The sequence below is a fragment of the Xylanibacter oryzae DSM 17970 genome, from assembly GCF_000585355.1.
Classification (GTDB): domain Bacteria; phylum Bacteroidota; class Bacteroidia; order Bacteroidales; family Bacteroidaceae; genus Prevotella; species Prevotella oryzae.
Genome location: NZ_KK073873.1, coordinates 3,019,049 through 3,037,546 on the forward strand (window position 1 = coordinate 3,019,049; position 18,498 = coordinate 3,037,546).

Annotated in this window: 16 protein-coding genes; 12 read left to right on the forward strand and 4 right to left on the reverse strand. The window is 35.1% G+C overall.

Going from position 1 to position 18,498, the window contains the following annotated elements; all coding sequences use genetic code 11:
- Nucleotides 1-2 precede the first annotated feature (2 nt).
- Nucleotides 3-1,430 (forward strand): DUF6080 domain-containing protein, encoded by a 1,428-nt coding sequence (locus tag XYLOR_RS12155; protein WP_154655736.1) that lies wholly within the window; start codon nucleotides 3-5, stop codon nucleotides 1,428-1,430.
- Between the two features lie 3 nt (nucleotides 1,431-1,433).
- Nucleotides 1,434-2,666 (forward strand): DUF6080 domain-containing protein, encoded by a 1,233-nt coding sequence (locus XYLOR_RS12160; RefSeq protein ID WP_036879994.1) that lies wholly within the window; start codon nucleotides 1,434-1,436, stop codon nucleotides 2,664-2,666.
- On the opposite strand, the gene XYLOR_RS12165 is transcribed toward XYLOR_RS12160, so the two are convergent.
- From XYLOR_RS12165 to XYLOR_RS12180, 4 genes are read right to left on the reverse strand one after another with little or no spacing between them, the layout of a single operon-like run.
- The gene (locus XYLOR_RS12165; RefSeq protein ID WP_036879997.1) at nucleotides 2,644-3,567 is read right to left on the reverse strand and encodes a glycosyltransferase family 2 protein; all 924 of its coding nucleotides are present in this window, start codon (nucleotides 3,565-3,567) and stop codon (nucleotides 2,644-2,646) included. The two genes, XYLOR_RS12160 and XYLOR_RS12165, sit on opposite strands and share 23 nt — an antisense overlap.
- Nucleotides 3,568-3,569: 2 nt before the next feature.
- A complete protein-coding gene (locus XYLOR_RS12170) occupies nucleotides 3,570-5,012 on the reverse strand; it encodes a lipopolysaccharide biosynthesis protein (protein ID WP_036879999.1) in 1,443 nt (480 codons plus the stop codon).
- Between the two features lie 6 nt (nucleotides 5,013-5,018).
- Nucleotides 5,019-5,936, reverse strand: coding sequence for a beta-1,6-N-acetylglucosaminyltransferase (locus XYLOR_RS12175; protein ID WP_036880000.1), 918 nt, complete (start codon nucleotides 5,934-5,936; stop codon nucleotides 5,019-5,021).
- 7 nt (nucleotides 5,937-5,943) lie between these two features.
- Nucleotides 5,944-6,963, reverse strand: coding sequence for a glycosyltransferase family protein (locus XYLOR_RS12180; RefSeq protein ID WP_036881089.1), 1,020 nt, complete (start codon nucleotides 6,961-6,963; stop codon nucleotides 5,944-5,946).
- 232 nt (nucleotides 6,964-7,195) lie between these two features.
- Here XYLOR_RS12180 and XYLOR_RS13700 point away from each other — a divergent pair, with 232 nt between their 5' ends.
- The 10 genes from XYLOR_RS13700 to porU all read left to right on the forward strand — a co-directional run bounded on the left by XYLOR_RS13700 (nucleotide 7,196) and on the right by porU (nucleotide 18,492).
- Nucleotides 7,196-7,801, forward strand: a complete 606-nt coding sequence (locus XYLOR_RS13700; protein ID WP_084608613.1) for a serine O-acetyltransferase — start codon at nucleotides 7,196-7,198, stop codon at nucleotides 7,799-7,801.
- A gap of 4 nt (nucleotides 7,802-7,805) precedes the next feature.
- Complete coding sequence (locus tag XYLOR_RS12190) at nucleotides 7,806-8,693, forward strand: LicD family protein (protein ID WP_036880004.1); 888 nt, start codon at nucleotides 7,806-7,808, stop codon at nucleotides 8,691-8,693.
- 11 nt (nucleotides 8,694-8,704) lie between these two features.
- The gene (locus XYLOR_RS12195; protein ID WP_036880007.1) at nucleotides 8,705-9,424 is read left to right on the forward strand and encodes an IspD/TarI family cytidylyltransferase; all 720 of its coding nucleotides are present in this window, start codon (nucleotides 8,705-8,707) and stop codon (nucleotides 9,422-9,424) included.
- A gap of 10 nt (nucleotides 9,425-9,434) precedes the next feature.
- Nucleotides 9,435-10,472: an NAD-dependent epimerase/dehydratase family protein gene (locus XYLOR_RS12200; protein ID WP_036880009.1), complete on the forward strand. Its 1,038-nt coding sequence runs from the start codon at nucleotides 9,435-9,437 to the stop codon at nucleotides 10,470-10,472.
- A gap of 856 nt (nucleotides 10,473-11,328) precedes the next feature.
- On the forward strand, nucleotides 11,329-11,790 hold the full coding sequence (rplM, locus tag XYLOR_RS12210; protein ID WP_036880015.1) for a 50S ribosomal protein L13: 462 nt from the start codon (nucleotides 11,329-11,331) through the stop codon (nucleotides 11,788-11,790).
- A 6-nt stretch (nucleotides 11,791-11,796) separates the two neighbouring features.
- Nucleotides 11,797-12,183, forward strand: a complete 387-nt coding sequence (rpsI, locus tag XYLOR_RS12215) for a 30S ribosomal protein S9 (protein ID WP_036880018.1) — start codon at nucleotides 11,797-11,799, stop codon at nucleotides 12,181-12,183.
- A 125-nt stretch (nucleotides 12,184-12,308) separates the two neighbouring features.
- The gene (gene rpsB / locus XYLOR_RS12220; RefSeq protein ID WP_036880020.1) at nucleotides 12,309-13,169 is read left to right on the forward strand and encodes a 30S ribosomal protein S2; all 861 of its coding nucleotides are present in this window, start codon (nucleotides 12,309-12,311) and stop codon (nucleotides 13,167-13,169) included.
- Nucleotides 13,170-13,210: 41 nt separating this feature from the next.
- Nucleotides 13,211-14,203: a translation elongation factor Ts gene (gene tsf, locus XYLOR_RS12225; protein WP_036880023.1), complete on the forward strand. Its 993-nt coding sequence runs from the start codon at nucleotides 13,211-13,213 to the stop codon at nucleotides 14,201-14,203.
- Nucleotides 14,204-14,323: 120 nt separating this feature from the next.
- Nucleotides 14,324-14,941 carry a fumarylacetoacetate hydrolase family protein gene (locus XYLOR_RS12230; protein WP_036880025.1) on the forward strand — a complete coding sequence of 206 codons (618 nt, stop codon included), beginning with the start codon at nucleotides 14,324-14,326 and terminating at the stop codon, nucleotides 14,939-14,941.
- On the forward strand, nucleotides 14,938-18,492 hold the full coding sequence (porU, locus tag XYLOR_RS12235; protein ID WP_036880027.1) for a type IX secretion system sortase PorU: 3,555 nt from the start codon (nucleotides 14,938-14,940) through the stop codon (nucleotides 18,490-18,492). Before XYLOR_RS12230 ends, porU begins: the two co-directional genes overlap by 4 nt.
- Nucleotides 18,493-18,498 lie beyond the last annotated feature (6 nt).

Sequence of the window (18,498 nt, forward strand, 5' to 3'; positions counted from 1 at the left end):
TAATGAATATTTTTAGAATACGTAAAGAGGAAAGATTACCGGCAACAGTCGCATTACTAGTCGTAATCCTTCTTAATGCGTTGGTAATATATAAATACAATAGTGTGTTTATACATAATACAGGGGATGATTATTGGCAAGTGTTTCTACGCTATTTCCATATATCAGGATATGATCCAATAACATACTCTGTAGTAACAGGATGGACAGTCCAATATAATGTATACCGCCATCCTCTTTTGGCTTTTATGATGTATCCACTATACCTCATTAACTATGGCCTTATGAGTATTACCGGGTTAAATTTTTCTCAGTATATTGTAGCATCAATATTAATATTAAGTGCTTTCTATTCTTTTATTTTTATTCGTCGTATATTTAGAGATGTCATATGCTTGAGCAATATTGATTCTACATTGCTTGCTACTATGTTTTTCTCTTTTGCTTATATAATAGTTTCAATAACTGTTCCCGATCATTTTTCATTATCAATGTTTGTTATAATATTTACATTATATATATCGGGAGTAAAAATACGTAATCACACTGAATTTAAAAGATGGCAGTCTGTCATCTTATTTCTTGCCTCAGCTGGCATTACACTAAATAATGGAGCTAAAGTTCTGTTGTCTGTATTATTTGCTAATGGCAAAAAAATATTTCGTCCATTAAATATTTTATTAATAGTAATTTTGCCTATCATATTTTTGTGGCTATTTTGTAGCTATGAATATAAGACTTATATATTGCCAGGTGAGGAGCTCCGCAACATAGCTAAAGCGCAGCAGATAAAGAATGAAAAAGATAGTATATATAGAATTGTATCAGATACTGCAAGCGACAAGGATTCTGTAAAAATAGCTAATGCTGTAAAACTTGTTATGAAGCACCGTGCACATGCTATATATATGGCAACAATACATGAGCCATGGAGACAAAAAGGTAAACCAATAACGAATAATGGATTTTTGAGTTGGACTGATACAACAACTTCACGGACAGGCACAATCGTTGAAAATCTATTTGGAGAGTCTATACAATTGCATAAAGATCATCTTCTAGAGGACGTATTATATTTCAATCGTCCTATCATAGTAAAATATCATTCTATTATAAGTTATCTTGTTGAATCAATTATTATATTATTGTTTATTACCGGCATATGGTTTGGTCGGTCTAATCGTTTTTTATGGCTGTGCATGTCTTGCTTCGCAATTGATATGTTGCTTCACCTTGGACTAGGATTTGGAATAAACGAAATATACATTATGGGTCCGCATTGGTTGTTTGTCGTACCTATAGCGATAGCTTATTTTATAAAGTCTTTAAAAGGTAAAACTCTATATATTCTGCGAGGATTAATTTTAGCAATATCATGCTATCTTTTCATACACAATGTTTGGCTATATTCAGAATATTTATTTAAATAAGATATGAAGATTTTCAAAATATATAGAGACGAATATCCTCTAGCAGCTGTTGCATTTACAATATTATTGTTGCTTAATGCCATGGTTATATATCGATACTATTATATTTTTAGTCCGGATGTAAATGGAGGTTATTGGAATTTGTTCTTTGGGAAATTTCATATATCCGGATTTGATGCACTTAACTATATCACTCTTTCAAAATGGGGAGATTACTATGCACAATATAGACATCCTTTGCTGGCTTGGATGATGTACCCTCTATATCTTCTTAATATTTGCTTGATGAGCCTTACCGGTATTAATATGGCACAATTTGTATATGCGATACTGTTGCTCTTTTGTGGATTCTATTCATATATATATACTTACAGAATATTAAGGGAAATAATAGAAATAAATAAGATAGATTCTATTATACTTTCAGCTTTTTTGTTCTCTTTTGCTTATATAATGATTGCTGTAGCTGTGCCTGATCATTTTGCTATATCTATTTTTATTTTGCTACTCACATTATATATTGCAGGCTCTAAAATAAAAGAAAAGAAAACTTTTAAGTCATGGCAGATAGCTTTGCTGTTCCTGCTTTCTTCTGGCACTACTATAACGAATGGAGCAAAAGTTTTTATTGCCTCAATGTTTACTAATGGAAAATCATTTTTCAAAACAAAAAAGTTCTTTCTATCTGTAATTATACCTATTCTGATTATAATATCTGCTTGTGTGCTAGAATATGGTCTACCTTCATTACCTACATTAGGTAATAATAGCGATTCAGCTATATCAACAAAAAAAGTATTATCTCGTAAAGATGCAGTTGTCGAGAATCTATTTGGAGAGTCGATACAGCTCCATCAAAGTCATCTGCTTGAAGACCAAATGATATCACGTCCATCTGTCGTTACTTACAATCATGTTTATAATTATATAGTAGAAGCCATTATTTTTATATTGTTTGCTTATGGTGTTTGGTGCGGACGAAAAGAAAAATTATTATGGATTTGCATATCCGGATTCATGTTCGATATATTAATCCATATTATTATGAAGTTCGGTATTGATGAGGTTTATATTATGGGGCCACACTGGCTGTTCGTAATTCCTATATCTATTGCCTACATATTCAAAAATTCAAGTAGAAAGAAAGTCGTATTCTATAGAACGCTATTATCTTTAATTACAATATATTTATGGGCGTATAATGGAATACTATTTACAAAATACCTTTACTTCTAATTTTGTTAAACCATCTATAAGCTATTATTATAAAACGACTTATCCGTGGATTCAACATCACAATTATTCTATTGGGTATTGATATGCTATTATCTATTTCATTGCGTAATGATTTATAATATTTATCAAAAACATAGAATTGCTTACGCTCAATAAAATCTTCGTATACCTTTATTTTATGTAGAACATAATATGAATGGAACGTATCCCACTTAGTACTTAGACTTTCTTTTAAAATTTTATCGTAAGTTATTGCCATTTCCAAACCCACATTCCGTTTGTTTGGTATTCCAATGTTGTATTGATAAATACAATTTTGAATGAAATAGACCTTTGGAGATTTCATCAAGCATTTTATCTGCATCATTATATCTTCGCCTTCTATTATCTCTCTTGGAGTATCCATACATCCTGATAAGAGCTCTCTTTTATAAAGTATCCCCCATAAGAGACAAAAATGCAGTTTGCTTCCAAGAAGATCCTTTATTAGTAACTCGTTTTCTTCATAACCATCATAACCAGAAGTTATATTGGTCCCATATTGTGTCTTATATGTTGCGATGATTTCGTCAGCATCAGTACGTTTTATCGCTTCATATGTTACTTTTAGTCCATTAGGTAATAATATGTCGTCAGCATCAACAAACATAATAAATTTTCCATTAGAATGTTCCAAACCATATTTCCGTGCAGCTGTAACGCCTCCGTTAGGGATATGAAAAACGTGTAACTTATTTTCCTTAGCTGCTATTTCATCACATATTATTCCGGAACAATCATTACTCCCGTCATCAACCACTATTATTTCGAAACTATCAAAGTCTTGAGATAAGATGTTTCTTATGCAGCCTTTGATATATGATTCTTTGTTATATACAGGTATGATAACTGAAATTTCCATGATTAAGATTTTTTGTTTTTATGTTTTGCAAACCTTATACATTCATTTAGTATTTCGACGTGTGCCAATTTCATTATCAGAAAATATATTAAACCGGCAATAATCATTCTTGAAACAAGAAGAATAATATTATTGGATATAAAATATGTCGCAAAATAAGTAATAGCCATTACACAGGCAGAAGCTAGCATATATGGAATAATGTCCATAATGGTATCTAATAATCTGAGTTTTATGATTTTGAAAGCAAAATGTTGCCAAACCAATAACCATAGAATGTTGAATAATGAATATCCCATTACCATAACAACGATTCCATATTTATAAGAAAACAACATTATGATTATTTGTGCTATTATCTGGAAAATGTTGCACCACATATAGATGCCGGAGCGACCATGGCCGATGATCAAGTTCTGATATAATGTGTAAAAAGGAAAAAACGCACCGCTTATACTAAGAATCTGTAACAAAATGACACTGTCTATCCATTTTGCAGATATAGTTATTATAATAAATTCTTTTGCGACCAAAGCTAATCCGAACATTGCAGGAAAAGACAAAAATGCGGAGAACCGCATCATCTTTCTGAATACTCTTCGTTCTCTGTCTTCTTCTTCTGTAAGTGATGCAAATATCGGTTGAGCTATCTGCTGCATTGTGTTAGCCACAAAAGAATAGGCCATGTTGTCCCATTTATAGGCTTGTGTAAAATTACCAACAGTTTTGGCTGTGAACAGACGTCCGAAAATGAATGTAAGAATGTTATTGTTAAAGGTATTGACTATCATCGTAATAAGAATCTTTACGCTGAAATTAAACATCCTTTTTATTGGAGAAAAGTCTATTCTTAAAGATGGTTTCCAACTGGTATAATAGAATCTTCCAATATTAAGAATTGATATATATATAATTTGTTGCCAGGCAAGACTCCAATAAGCCATTCCTTTTATAGCAAGGAAAATTCCTGTTATTCCAGATACCGTTAAAGAAATAAATCCTATTATTGTCATCTCCTTAATCATGAGATGCTTTGTCATAAAAGCATTAGGAGTTATGCCAAGAGATCCTATTACAAAGGATAGAAATACAAAACGTGATACAAGAGTAAGGCACTCCTGATGGAAAAATTTTGCGATTAACGGAGCGCAAAAGAAAAGTACTATATAGATAGCTATACTTGTTAATATATTAAACCAGAACACCGAATTGTAATCATTGTCTGTCGGATTTTTTATATTAATAAGTGCTGTAGAGAATCCACTACTTTGCAAATTACCGGCTATTGCTGTGAAAATAGTTAGCAGTCCTATTATTCCATAATCATATGGAGATAGCAATCTCGCTAGAAATATGCCAATTATAATATTCAATATCTGGGTAGTTCCGCTGTTCAGCGCGCCCCAGAATAGTCCTTTTGCTGTTTTTTCTTTTAAAGATTCCATATAAATTTATTCGTTCAAATAATTGAGCTCCCTAAACTTGTCGATTAAGTTTAATAATTTGTCACTTTTGTCTGTTATCGTTTTACGGCAGAACATTTTGTCTGAATTAATAATAGTATCATAATCCTCTTCATTAAGCACCTTTATTATTGGATGATAATAGATGTATGTTAGTGGAGTAAGTTTATCGAAGTCAGGCATTTTACCTTTTGTGAGTATGCATTTATCCGCAAAATGGCTGTTGAAAGCCAGTGTCTGTATAAATGTTTCGTCAGGGCCGAAACTCGTTTTGAAATATTTTACATATTGAGTGTTATTATTCCATGTATATAAAGCGTATTTGGCCAACTCCGGAGTAATAGCCCACCAGGAAGAACCTTTGTGTAATTTGTATTTTTTACCGTTGGCCTTGAATGTAAGTGGCTTAACTATGCCGGCAAACGAAATGATGTGGCGTAAGGCTACTCTGAATTTACTACCCAGAGACCCCATAGCCCATGGCTTTTCGGATAGCAGTCTGTATTGCCTGTATAGTCTGGCATCTTCGCCTTGGTCAGCCATACTGATACCTTGTATATATTCTTTTCCTTTGTTGGCCGTAAAATAGTTTGTTATTCTATCGTTACTCCATACAGGGTAATCCAGTCCACTCATAGACACTAAATAGTCATAATGGTTTTGACTTTCAAGGGCATTTTTAATCAGTGTCATTTGATACTCAACCTGTTTGATACTTCCCCAAGTTACGTTCGTCCTTGGTAAAACAAATTTTACCCGCTCATCTTTTATTTTGTCTTCAAATATCTTAAGATCAGATTTTGCGTCTACGTGTATGAAAAAATCAGATTCTTCAGGTAGACTTTTAATGAGCCTATCCAGATGTTGCGGATCTGTATGTGCAGATATCAAAAATGCTAATCTCATCCTTATATTATTTATATTGATATTTTCCGAACCATTTCATAAGTCTTTTTTTTATGGATGTGAAAATGGTTTCAAAATTACAATATCTTATGTTCAGATAAAGTTCTTCAAAAGATCTGGAAATCTTAATAAATGGATGTCCCCAACCCATTATCTTGTATAGCCTTTTACGATATTCTATATTTTCAATAATATATTCAGTATGCTTTAATGGCGTTTCAACCTCGTAAGTAGGCATGGTAAATATACGTCGTTGGCTTTTTGGCAATGTCTTTATTGAATTGCCATAATGTGTGGAATCTCCTCCGTCAGGCCCAAGATTATGTATCATATTTTTCTTTGGGATGATACTTAATTGCGAATTGAGTACCAATTCTGAATAGAAAATAGTCTCATAGAATGATTTGCCACTTTCTTTATGCTGTCTGGCTATATTGAAGAATTCGTCTCTGTATTTCCTTTGTTTGAATAAAGAATGCATCTGCTTGACGCATGAGCTATCGTCTAGAAAATTGTATTTGTCGTCCCATTTATCAATTACCCTTCGCCAGCTTGCCCATCCCCAAATAGAGAAAGATGTTGAGAAAAAGTAATCAGAATTTATATTTTCTGTTATGCCTTCGTGATTAAGGCCACTAATCATTCCGATGCGTTCGTCTTTCTCGTATAAGTCAAGCAACTCTTTGCAGAAACTGAAGAAAGAAACAGATGGGACACTATCATCTTCGAATACAATGCATTTATCTACAATTGAAAAAGCCCATTTTTGTGCGTAATAATTAGAAGGATCACATCCTGAATTCTCTTTTTGATAGCTTTTATGAACTTCACATTCCCAGTCGATATTCTCAACTATTTTTCTACATGCATCCATGTTGTCATAGTCGTTCTCATTTCGTGGACCATCCTGATATAGTAATAATTTAGATGGACGAGCTTTCCTTACCTGCTCAAAAACTTGAGCAAGAGCATAGGGCCTGTTAAAAAATAGTATAAGTACAGGTACGTCTATAAGAAATGGATTCATAAAACCTATATTAATAGTTGCAAAGATAATTCTTTTTTTTGAAAGCTTTAGTATCTTCAGACTTTTATTTTGCATATTGCTGGTCTCCTTTACAATATAGATAGAGCGCAATTTTAATTTAATATGGTTTTAAATTATTGCATCTGGTAATAGAAATGAAACAATTCAAAATATTTCTTGCACCAAAAGAAAATTAATCGTACTTTTGCACAAATATATCATGCACTAATTAATGGATTACAAAGAGTTTAGAATGCTCATATGCGAAGATTATAGCCGTGTTGACCGTGGGCATTATACAAAAGTTCGTAAAACATACAGAATGATACGTAAATCATTCTCAGATGAATCTTTCAGAATAACATCCTGGATGAGACTTGGCAATTGGCTTTTGACAAAACATAATTTTATGGCATCTTTTGCAATGTTCTTTGTAAAACGTATATATCGTTATGAACAGCATATTACAGGTATACAATTCCCTTTCGGGATGAAAATCGGTGGTGGATTGAAATTTTATCATTACTCTTGTGTTGTTAGTGCAATGATGGTCAGGATTGGTCGCTGTTGTACCATACACCAAGGAGTTACTCTTGGTCGGGTATACGCAGGTTTAAAGGCTGGTGTGCCGACTATTGGTGATAATGTCGTCATCTTTCCCGGTGCCAAAGTTATTGGGAATATTTGTGTAGGAGATAATGCTGTAATTGGTGCCAATGCTGTAGTAGTAGATGATGTACCCGAAAATTGTGTGGTGGCAGGAACCCCTGCTAAAGTGGTATCCGAAGATAGTTCTAAATGTTTCGAAGGGGAATGGATTAAGTGGTTTAGATTTTGAATAAATGGAAATAACACCCGAAATACAAAAAGAGTGGAATGCTATTATCGTTGATATACTAAAGGCATTCATCAAGATATGCAAACAGAATGGTTTGCGTTATTATTGTGCTGGTGGTACTGCGATAGGGGCCGTCCGTCATAGTGGAATGATACCATGGGATGATGACATTGACGTATTCATGCCACGTCCTGACTATGACAAATTCTTTGAGATATGCGGCAGAATGGATATGGAATGTTATGAGACAGTTACCCCACATCATAATGATAAATATCCGTTGTATTTCTCTAAGTTAGTTAGTAAAAGTACTACTTTGCAAGAAGAAGCTGATATCCCCTTTGTTACTGGTCTTTACATTGATATATTCCCTTTGGATGGCGCTTCTGATGATATGTCTGAGGCGTTGAAACTGAAGAAAAAATTTATAAAATTAGCTCATCGTTTGACTGCTATTTCTACAAGAAATACCTTTTCTGAATATATTAGTCTTCTGTTTGACCGCAATGAGTGGGGGAGGTTCCTTATAAAGTTGTGGGGCTTTGTAGACCGCAAAGGATGCAGGCGTCATTTGCTTAAATCTATGGATGCAATATGCAGTACATATAATTATGATGAATCTTCTAATGTTATAACATACAGTGGAGTATATGGTAAGCGCGAGATATATCCTAAATCATGGATAGAAAAGTCTTCTCAATTTCAGTTTGAGGGTTTAACTGTCGATTTGCCAGGAGAACATGATACCTACCTTCGCAATTTCTTCGGTGACTATATGAAATTACCACCTGTAGAACAACGTACCACAATACATTCGCGAACATACTTTAATTTGAACAAGAGAGAAAACGAAACTGTTGTGCTGAAACGCACGCGCAAAGGGAATAAATAAATCATATTATCATGAATATAGCTGTAGTATTTGCCGGAGGTTCTGGCATGAGGATGCACACAAAGGCACGCCCCAAACAGTTCCTGGAACTTAATGGAAAACCTATTATAATTTATACTCTAGAACTTTTTGACAATCATCCCATGATAGATTCTATTGTAGTGGCATGCATTGAGGACTGGATTCCTTTCTTGGAAAAGATGCTCCGTAAGTTCGAAATCAATAAGGTCGTGAAAATTGTACCAGGAGGAAAGACCGGTCAAGAATCTATTTATAATGGTTTGTGTGCGGCAGAAGTTGTTGCAGACGGGAAAGACGCTACCGTGCTTATACATGATGGTGTAAGACCTCTTATTACAGAAAATACAATTAAAGATAATATCAAGAAAGTGGAAGAATGCGGCTCATGTATAACATGTATTCCTGCTACTGAAACTTTTATAGTAAAAAAAGAAAACGAAACCCTGGAAATTCCATCACGGTCAGACTCGCTTATAGCTCGAGCTCCTCAGAGTTTCAGGCTCGTAGATATAATGAATGCTCATCGTAAGGCCATAGCTGAAGGGCATAATGATTTTATTGATAGTTGCACAATGATGAGCCATTATGGCTACAAGTTAGGAACTATTATCGGTCCAATTGAGAATATTAAAATAACTACACCGGCCGACTTCTTTGTCTTTAGAGCAATGATTAAAGTGCATGAAGACCAACAGATTTTTGGATTGTAATTTTTAGAATATGGATATATTGCAACAAGATATCGAGCGACTTTGTTTTCAGTTCAGAGATTCAGAACAGTTTCGTGATAGAGCCTTTGTTATTACCGGCGCCACTGGACTTCTGGGCACCGTAACAATAAAATGCCTGTTAGCTCTAAACGAAAAATGTAATCTTAATTTGCGTATCATCGCAGTTGTACGTGATATTAATAAGGCCGTTTCTATATTAGGCCCTGAATCAGATAGCCTGACCTTCTATATATATGATTTTGCTTCAGATGAACAATTTGATCTAAAAGGAACTGTTGACTATATTATCCATTTTGCTAGTCCAACGGCCTCAAAGTTCTTTGTCAATAATCCGGTGGAGACAATCAAAACAGGAATAAACGGAACTGAAACTATATTGGAATACGCAAGAGTTAACAGACCAAAGTGTATTGTTTATGTTTCATCGCTTGAGGTTTACGGTATAGTTACAAACGATGAGAATCCCCTTACTGAGGACTGTCAGGGATATCTTGATGTAGCAAATGTCCGTAGTAGTTATCCCATGACTAAGCGAGCCGCAGAGTGTATGTGTCACGCATATGCAGAAGAATATGGATTACCTGTTAGAATTGCACGGTTAGCCCAAACGTTTGGAGCAGGAGTTGATAAAAATGATAATCGTGTATTTGCACAGTTCGCACGTTGTGTTATCAATAATGAGGATATAGTACTCCACACAAATGGTAAATTGAAGCGTAGCTATTGTTATACTACAGATGCCATCAGTGCCATATTCTATATATTATTAAAAGGCAAAGATGGAGACGTATATAATGTGGCTAACGAAAAGACATATATATCGATAGTAGATATGGCACGATTTTTATGTGATGAATTTAATCAGAAAATTAAACCTGTTATACAAATAAAAGAAGGAATGGGTTATTCTCCTGATACTAAGTTGAGACTGGACACCACAAAATTAAAGAACCTTGGTTGGAATTCAATGTACGACTTGCATGAAATGTTTGAAAATCTTATCAAATGGCTAGGTAATCGTGATTAATATATATGTCATCTTATAACCATAATATAGATGATGTTGATAAACAACATAAATCGCTAAATTAATTAGTAAAAGTTTACTTTATATATATGAAGTCATTCCGAACCTATTATTTCGCAATTTTATCAATTACCTACGCAATAACCACATTGCTTTAGTGATGCAAACGCATAGCTTTTGCAATGTTAACGCATAGCTTTGATGATGCTATAGTATAGATAAGCAAAATTAAAGTAATTACAAGCATATTTTTTTAGAAAATTAAAGTTTTACAGTAAAAAGGTACGCAGTTTTCCGTATTTATATAGTATTCAGCTATTTATGAGTGAAGGATGCTAAAAAAGATGCGCACTTCCTTCACACATTTAATTTTTCAATGTTTTTATTATTGATTTTATTAATAAATTGCAAAATAGTTAGCACACTAGTATAGATGTGATTCCCATCAGCTTGAATTCTTTGGCATAACTTAGATATTCCCTTTACCCATAATCGCTTAATTGTTAAAAAGATGTAGACCTTTTCTATATAAAGTCGGGTAATGTATGTCTTCAAAATAAAATTTAAAATTCTTTCTGAAAGCAAAATATCGTTTTTGAATATCATTGCATATAGATATTGATAGTTAATAATAACAAAATACGGATAATAATGATTAAATAGATAATTTTAATCATTTCTTATTTTCCAACTTACGATTATACTTCGTACCTTTGCAGTCCGATTATTTCGGGGATAAACTTAGAATCCCTATGAATATTGTGTTAATAGTCGTACTTTTGGCCGAGTGCGATGGTTAGTGAATCGATGTTCAGAGAAAAAAGTTTTTTAGTAGTTAAACAATTTAAAAGTAAAAATGGACACTTTAAGTTACAAGACCATTTCCGCTAATAAGGAAACAGTAAATAAAGAGTGGGTCGTCGTAGACGCCAGCGATCAGATTGTAGGTCGCCTCTGCTCTAAAGTAGCAAAACTGCTTCGCGGAAAGTACAAGACAAACTTCACACCTCATGTAGACTGTGGAGACAATGTAGTTATTATCAATGCTGCTAAGGTCGTTTTCTCAGGTAAGAAAGAGACTGACAAAGTATATACACGTTATACCGGTTATCCAGGTGGACAGCGTTTTAACACGCCAGCAGATCTGCGTACACGTACAAACGGAATCGATAAGATCATTCGTCATGCTGTTAAGGGTATGCTCCCTAAAGGCCCTTTAGGTCGTAGCTTGATGGACAATCTCTACGTTTTTGATGGCGCAGAGCATGATAAAGAGGCTCAGCAGCCCAAAACAATTGATATTAACCAGTATAAATAATAAAAGATGGAAGTAGTTAATGCAATAGGTCGCCGTAAAAGTGCAATTGCACGTGTTTACGTAAGCGAAGGTACAGGCAAAATTACCATAAATAAGAAAGATCTTACAGAATATTTCCCATCAGCTATTCTTCAATATGTTGTTAAGCAACCATTAGAGTTGCTTGAAGCTCTTGAGAAATATGATATTAAAGCTAACCTCGATGGTGGTGGTTATACAGGTCAGTCACAGGCTTTGCGTCTCGCAATCTCTCGTGCACTTGTAAAAATCAACGCAGAGGATAAAAAGTCTTTAAAAGAAAAAGGTTTCATGACACGTGACTCACGTGCTGTTGAGCGTAAGAAACCAGGACAGCCTAAGGCTCGTCGTCGCTTCCAGTTCAGTAAACGTTAATTTGCTGGATGTTGCGTAAGTTTAGTATCTAAACCGGTGGGATTCCTTTTTAATCGGGAGGGCTACCTGCTGGCTGATTCTAACAAGAATAAAAAAGAAAGTAAACAATTTAATTTAAAAGAAAAATGTCAAGAACAAATTTTGATATGTTGCTAGAGGCTGGATGTCACTTCGGCCATCTGAAACGTAAATGGAATCCTGCAATGGCTCCTTATATATTCATGGAGCGTAACGGTATTCATATCATCGACCTGCACAAAACAGTAGCCAAAGTAGATGAGGCTGCAGAAGCTTTGAAGCAGATTGCCAAATCAGGAAAGAAAATCCTGTTCGTCGCTACTAAGAAACAATCTAAGGACGTCGTTGCTGAAAAAGCAGCTGGCGTAAACATGCCTTATGTTATAGAACGTTGGCCGGGCGGTATGCTCACTAACTTCCCTACAATCCGTAAGGCTGTAAAGAAAATGGCGAACATCGATAAACTGATGAACGATGGTACATATTCAAATCTTTCAAAACGTGAAATCTTGCAGATTAGCCGTCAGCGTGCAAAACTAGAAAAGAATCTAGGTTCTATAGCTGATCTTACTCGTTTGCCATCAGCTCTTTTCGTAGTAGATGTTCTGAAAGAGTCAATTGCAGTGAAAGAAGCTAGACGTCTTGGTATTCCTGTATTTGGTATTGTAGATACTAACTCAGATCCTAACAACGTAGATTTCGTAATTCCTGCTAATGATGATGCAAAAGACAGCGTTGAGGTTATCTTGAATGCTTGTTGTGGCGCTATCTCAGAAGGTCTTGAAGAGCGTAAAGCTGAAAAAGCTGATGAGAAAGCTGCAAGTGAACAGGCAGAACTGGCTGATGGAGAAGTAAAAAAGACTCGTGTACGCAAGGCTCGTAAAGATGCTCCTAAGGCAGAAGTTGCTGAAGAGACAACAGAAGCAGTAGCAGAAACATCAGAAAAAGAGATTCCTGCAGAGGCTTAATCATAATCTTTTTATTAATTAATAAAGGAAATAATACAATTATGGCTGTATCAATAGCAGATATACAGAAAATCCGCAAAATGACCGGTGCAGGTCTTGCTGATTGCAAAAAAGCTCTCACAGAAACTGATGGCGATTTTGACAAAGCTGTAGAAATAATCCGCGAGAAGGGTCAGGCTATCGCTGCCAAGCGTAGTGACCGTGAAACTTCTAACGGTTGTGTATTGGCAAAAGCAGATAATGGTTTTGCTGCAATCGTTGCATTGAAGTGTGAAACTGACTTCGTTGCAAACGGTGCTGATTATATCAAACTGACACAGGATATACTTGATGTTGCAGTAGCAGCTAAGGCTAAAAGTCTTGATGAAGTTAAAGAACTTGCTTTGGTTGACGGAACAAAAGTTCAGGATGCTGTAGTAGCTCGTTCTGGTATTACAGGTGAGAAGATGGAACTAGACGGATACAACTTTATCCAGGGTGATAATGTATCTGTATATGACCACATGGGCAAACATCTTCTGTGCACAATGGTTCAGACTAATAAACCTGCTGAAGAGCAGGCTCATGTAATAGCGATGCAGGTTGCAGCTATGAATCCTGTAGCTCTCGATGAAGCTAGCGTTCCTCAGGAAGTTAAAGATACTGAGTTGAAGGTAGCTATTGAAAAGACTAAAGAGGAGCAGGTTGCTAAAGCTGTAGAGAATGCACTGAGAAAAGCAGGTTTCAATATTTATATCTCAGAGAACGAAGAGCACCTAGCTGAAGGTATCCAGAAGGGTAGCATCACAGAGGCTCAAGCTGAAGAGATTCGTAATATTAAGAAAGAAACAGCTGAGCAGAAGGCTGCTAACCTATCTGAGCAGATGGTTCAGAACATCGCTAAAGGCCGTATGGCTAAGTTCTTCAAAGATTCTTGCCTGTTGAACCAAGAGTTCATCCAGGATAGCAAACAGAGTGTTTCTGATTACTTGAAGTCTTCAGATAAAGAGCTTACTGTTATAGCTTTCAAACGTTTCACATTACGTGCTGAATAATTTGATAAAGTGATAGTGCTATATTTTGGTAGCACTACTTAAATAATAAAGACGTCTGTTCTGTTTTATATGGAACAGACGTTTTTCGAATTATATATCTTTTCTTAATACTAAATATATATGAAGATATTTGCTATTGGTATGAATTACATCCAGCACAATAAAGAATTGGATGGAGCGTTATATAAACCGGAACAACCTGTTATTTTCACTAAGGCAGATTCTGCATTATTGAAGGATAAAAAACCTTTTTTTATTCCTGATTTCTGTGAGCAGGTAGACTACGAAACAGAATTGGTCGTTCGAATATCCCGTTTGGGAAAGAGTATACCAGAGCGTTTCGCACATAGATATTATGATGCAGTGACTGTAGGCATTGACTTTACGGCAAGAGATTTACAGAATAAATTACGTGAAGAGGGTAAGCCGTGGGAAATATGCAAAGGCTTTGATGGTTCGGCTGCAATAGGTGAGTGGGTTGAAATAGAAAAGTTTCGCGATATACAAAGAATTCATTTTCACCTTGACATTAATGGTAAGACTGTTCAAGAAGGTTGCTCTAGTGATATGCTTTTCAAAGTTAATGAGATAATAGCATATATAAGCAGATTTTTTACTTTGAAAACAGGAGATATATTATATACAGGTACTCCTGTAGGGGTAGGACCAGTTCATATAGACGAGCATCTTGAAGGATATATAGAAGATAGAAAAGTATTGGAATTTAATATTAAATGAGACGAGTCATCGTATGGTTGCTATTGCTGTTGGCATATATTTGTGATGCTGAAGCCCAGCAATTCTTTAATCTGACTTCTGATGAAGTTAAGGTTGATAGCATACTGCCTTGTTTTTGTCATTCTTTTAATATAGGAAGAGAATATTCAGACTCTACTTATACCATACAGATAGAATATCCTGAATATATTGATATGACAGTTCAGGATATTAAGAAATATAAATCAATATCAAAGAATCCTTTACCATATACCCCTGAGATAAATCAGTCAATAAGTATAGACCGAAAAAAAGCCTCGCTTGATGTAAACTTTATCCCATTAGTATATCGGGATGGAAAATATAAGAAGTTGATAAGTTTCATGTTGAGGTTGACTTCCAATCCTATATCGAAATCTAAGAAACTATCAATTTTAACTAGAAGTACTACTTCTAATGAACGTTATATAAGCCATTCTGTTCTTGCAAGTGGTCAATGGGCTAAGATAAGGGTTCCTGCAAGTGGAGTTTATCAAATAACACAGTCATTAATACAAAAGGCTGGGTTTACAGATATAAGTAAAGTGAAAATATATGGTTATGGTGGCGCTTTACAACCGGAACTGTTGACAGACAACTATATAAGATCGACAGACGATTTAAAAGAAGTTATGACATGTAATATAGGAGGTAAAAAACTTTTTTATGCCAAAGGATCTGTTTCATGGACTTCACCAAATACAAAAATTAGAACGCGTAATCCATATTCAGATTACGGTTATTATTTAATAACTCAGCAAGAAAATAAAACTGACACTGTTGATAGCACTACTTTTGTGAATTCATTTTATCCATCTGGAGATGATTATCATACACTATATGAGATAGATAACTATTCTTGGTATGCTGGGGGACGTAATCTTTTTGATGATTATAAGTATACAGTAGGTTCATCAAAAAGTTATACACTGGCATCTTCAGGACTATCTTCTAATGGCACAATAACAGTTGCCTTGACTGCCGATGCATTAACTATTGCTAATGTGTCTGTTAACGATTCTATAGTCGGTTCTATAACAATGCCAAAACCTGGCAATTATGATGTCGCTTGCGAGAGTACGATGACATTTGCGCTGAACAATATACACTCATCTAATACGGTTAAGATCGTAGAGGCATCAGGAGGAAATATGCGTCTAGACTATATATCTTTGTATTATGAAAACCCAAATCCGGTACCACAACTGACTACGGGTAGCTTCCCGCAGCCAGATTATATTTATAAGTTGACTAACCAAGATTTGCATGCAGACAGTGCATACGATATGGTGATAATCGTACCAAGTTCCGGTAAACTAACCGCACAAGCAGAAAGATTAAAAACACTGCATCAACAGAGAGATACGATGAGGGTACGTATCGTGCCAGCAGATGAACTGTATAATGAGTTCTCAAGTGGAACTCCTGATGCCAATGCTTATCGTAGATATATGAAAATGCTATACGACAAGGCTACTACCGAACGTGATATGCCAAGATATCTCATATTGTTTGGAGATGGAGCATGGGATAATCGTATGTTAACATCTGATTGGAAACAATACAATCCGGATGATTATCTGTTATGTTATGAAAGTGAAAATTCATTTAGTGAGACAGAATGCTATGTAGATGACGGATATTTTTGTCTTCTGGATGATGGTGAGGGCTCTGATTTGCTTGGGAAAGATAAGCCGGATATTGCAGTAGGGCGTTTCCCTGTGAGAGATGCAGCCCAAGCAAAAATAATGGTTGATAAAGCTACAGACTATAGAAATAATAAAAATGCAGGCAGTTGGCAGACTTCTGTATGCATACTTGGTGATGACGGAACTCTTGAAGACGGGGATCAGAATATACATATGATAGGTGCGGAGAATGTAGCTAAAATTATTGAAACATCACATCCCGAGTTTATTGTAAAACGTATAATGTGGGATGCATATAATAGAGTAACAACATCAACAGGCAACAGATATCCAGAGGTTCAAAAGATAATAAAACAGAATATGAGTAAGGGTGCACTGATGTTTAATTATACAGGTCATGGTTCGCCTGATGCCATTTCGCATGAGTATGTGCTTACTACAAATGATTTCAAAGAAGCGACATCAATGCGGTTACCGTTATGGGTAACAGCTTCGTGTGATATTATGCCTTTTGACGGGCAGATAGAAAACATAGGAGAGCAAGCTGTACTTAATCCAAATGGTGGCGCAATTGCTTTTTATGGAACCACACGTACTGTATATTCCAATTATAATTCGACTATGAATAATGCTTTTACATCTTACGTGCTTGGTACCACAAATGGAATAAGAAACACAATAGGAGAAGCTGTACGTATGGCAAAAAACGAGTTGATAAATAAAGCTACTGATACATCTGCCAATAAATTGCAATATACATTGTTAGGCGATCCTGCATTAGCTCTTCCGTATCCCCAAATGAATGCTTACGTAGACAGTATAAATGGAATATCTGTAAACTCGGGCAAGTCTATTCAGATAAAATCAGGTAGCAGAGTTAATGTAAAGGGACATATAGAGAATAATTCAATATTGAATACATCATTTAATGGTATTCTAACTTCTATTGTTAGAGATTGCCTTGATACTGTGGTATGTAAGAATAACGTCGGTGGCAGCGGCAGCAACTTTACATATACAGATCGTCCTAACACATTGTATGTTGGTAATGATAGTGTAAAAAACGGCTCATTCTCATTCTTATTTGCTGTTACTAAAGATATAAATTACTCTAATAGTAATGGGATGATAAATCTATATGCTGTTAACAATGACTTCTCTCAAGAGGCAAGTGGATATAATAACAATTTTATATTAGGTGGTTCTGATATTGTTAAAAATGATTCTTTGGGTCCTTCGATATATTGTTATCTTAATTCACCATCTTTTGAAAATAACGCTACAGTTAATAGAACCCCATACTTCTTAGCTCAAGTTATGGATAACGATGGTATAAACTCTGCAGGAAGTGGAATTGGTCATGATATAGAATTGATTATAGATGGAGATATGTCGCAAACATATATATTGAATGACTATTTTAAGTATGACTTTGGTAGTTATACGTCTGGTAGCGTAGGATATAGTATTCCAGAACTTGCTGTTGGAAGGCACAAACTTAAGTTCAGAGTATGGGATATACTTAACAATTCATCAACTAGTGAACTTGATTTCAATGTAGAGAGTGGACTGTCTCCAAAGTTATTCAGTGTAGGCTGTACTAATAATCCTGCATCTACTTCAACTACTTTTATTATAAATCACGATCGTGCAGGTAGTAACATTGATATAGAACTTGATATATTCGATTTGAGTGGCAGACAATTGTATAAAACTACTACAAACGAAACACCTTCAACAAATACGTCTACGCTTACATGGGATATTACAACAGATGGTGGAGCAAGGCTGCAGACCGGTGTTTATCTATATAGAATAAGAATTAAAAGTGATAGTAGTGAACAGGTGTCTAAGGCCCAAAAACTTATTGTAATTAATAATTAATTTATC

What these genes read in the sequence shown, in the direction of transcription:
- rpsB (WP_036880020.1), top strand. Translation starts at nt 12,309, where the DNA reads ATGTCAAGAACAAATTTTGATATGTTGCTAGAGGCTGGATGTCACTTC.
- XYLOR_RS12170 (WP_036879999.1), bottom strand. Translation starts at nt 5,012, where the DNA reads ATGGAATCTTTAAAAGAAAAAACAGCAAAAGGACTATTCTGGGGCGCG.
- XYLOR_RS12195 (WP_036880007.1), top strand. Translation starts at nt 8,705, where the DNA reads ATGAATATAGCTGTAGTATTTGCCGGAGGTTCTGGCATGAGGATGCAC.
- porU (WP_036880027.1), top strand. Translation starts at nt 14,938, where the DNA reads ATGAGACGAGTCATCGTATGGTTGCTATTGCTGTTGGCATATATTTGT.
- XYLOR_RS12175 (WP_036880000.1), bottom strand. Translation starts at nt 5,936, where the DNA reads ATGAGATTAGCATTTTTGATATCTGCACATACAGATCCGCAACATCTG.
- XYLOR_RS12165 (WP_036879997.1), bottom strand. Translation starts at nt 3,567, where the DNA reads ATGGAAATTTCAGTTATCATACCTGTATATAACAAAGAATCATATATC.
- XYLOR_RS12155 (WP_154655736.1), top strand. Translation starts at nt 3, where the DNA reads ATGAATATTTTTAGAATACGTAAAGAGGAAAGATTACCGGCAACAGTC.
- tsf (WP_036880023.1), top strand. Translation starts at nt 13,211, where the DNA reads ATGGCTGTATCAATAGCAGATATACAGAAAATCCGCAAAATGACCGGT.
- XYLOR_RS12160 (WP_036879994.1), top strand. Translation starts at nt 1,434, where the DNA reads ATGAAGATTTTCAAAATATATAGAGACGAATATCCTCTAGCAGCTGTT.
- XYLOR_RS13700 (WP_084608613.1), top strand. Translation starts at nt 7,196, where the DNA reads ATGGATTACAAAGAGTTTAGAATGCTCATATGCGAAGATTATAGCCGT.
- XYLOR_RS12200 (WP_036880009.1), top strand. Translation starts at nt 9,435, where the DNA reads ATGGATATATTGCAACAAGATATCGAGCGACTTTGTTTTCAGTTCAGA.
- XYLOR_RS12180 (WP_036881089.1), bottom strand. Translation starts at nt 6,963, where the DNA reads ATGAATCCATTTCTTATAGACGTACCTGTACTTATACTATTTTTTAAC.
- XYLOR_RS12190 (WP_036880004.1), top strand. Translation starts at nt 7,806, where the DNA reads ATGGAAATAACACCCGAAATACAAAAAGAGTGGAATGCTATTATCGTT.
- rplM (WP_036880015.1), top strand. Translation starts at nt 11,329, where the DNA reads ATGGACACTTTAAGTTACAAGACCATTTCCGCTAATAAGGAAACAGTA.
- rpsI (WP_036880018.1), top strand. Translation starts at nt 11,797, where the DNA reads ATGGAAGTAGTTAATGCAATAGGTCGCCGTAAAAGTGCAATTGCACGT.
- XYLOR_RS12230 (WP_036880025.1), top strand. Translation starts at nt 14,324, where the DNA reads ATGAAGATATTTGCTATTGGTATGAATTACATCCAGCACAATAAAGAA.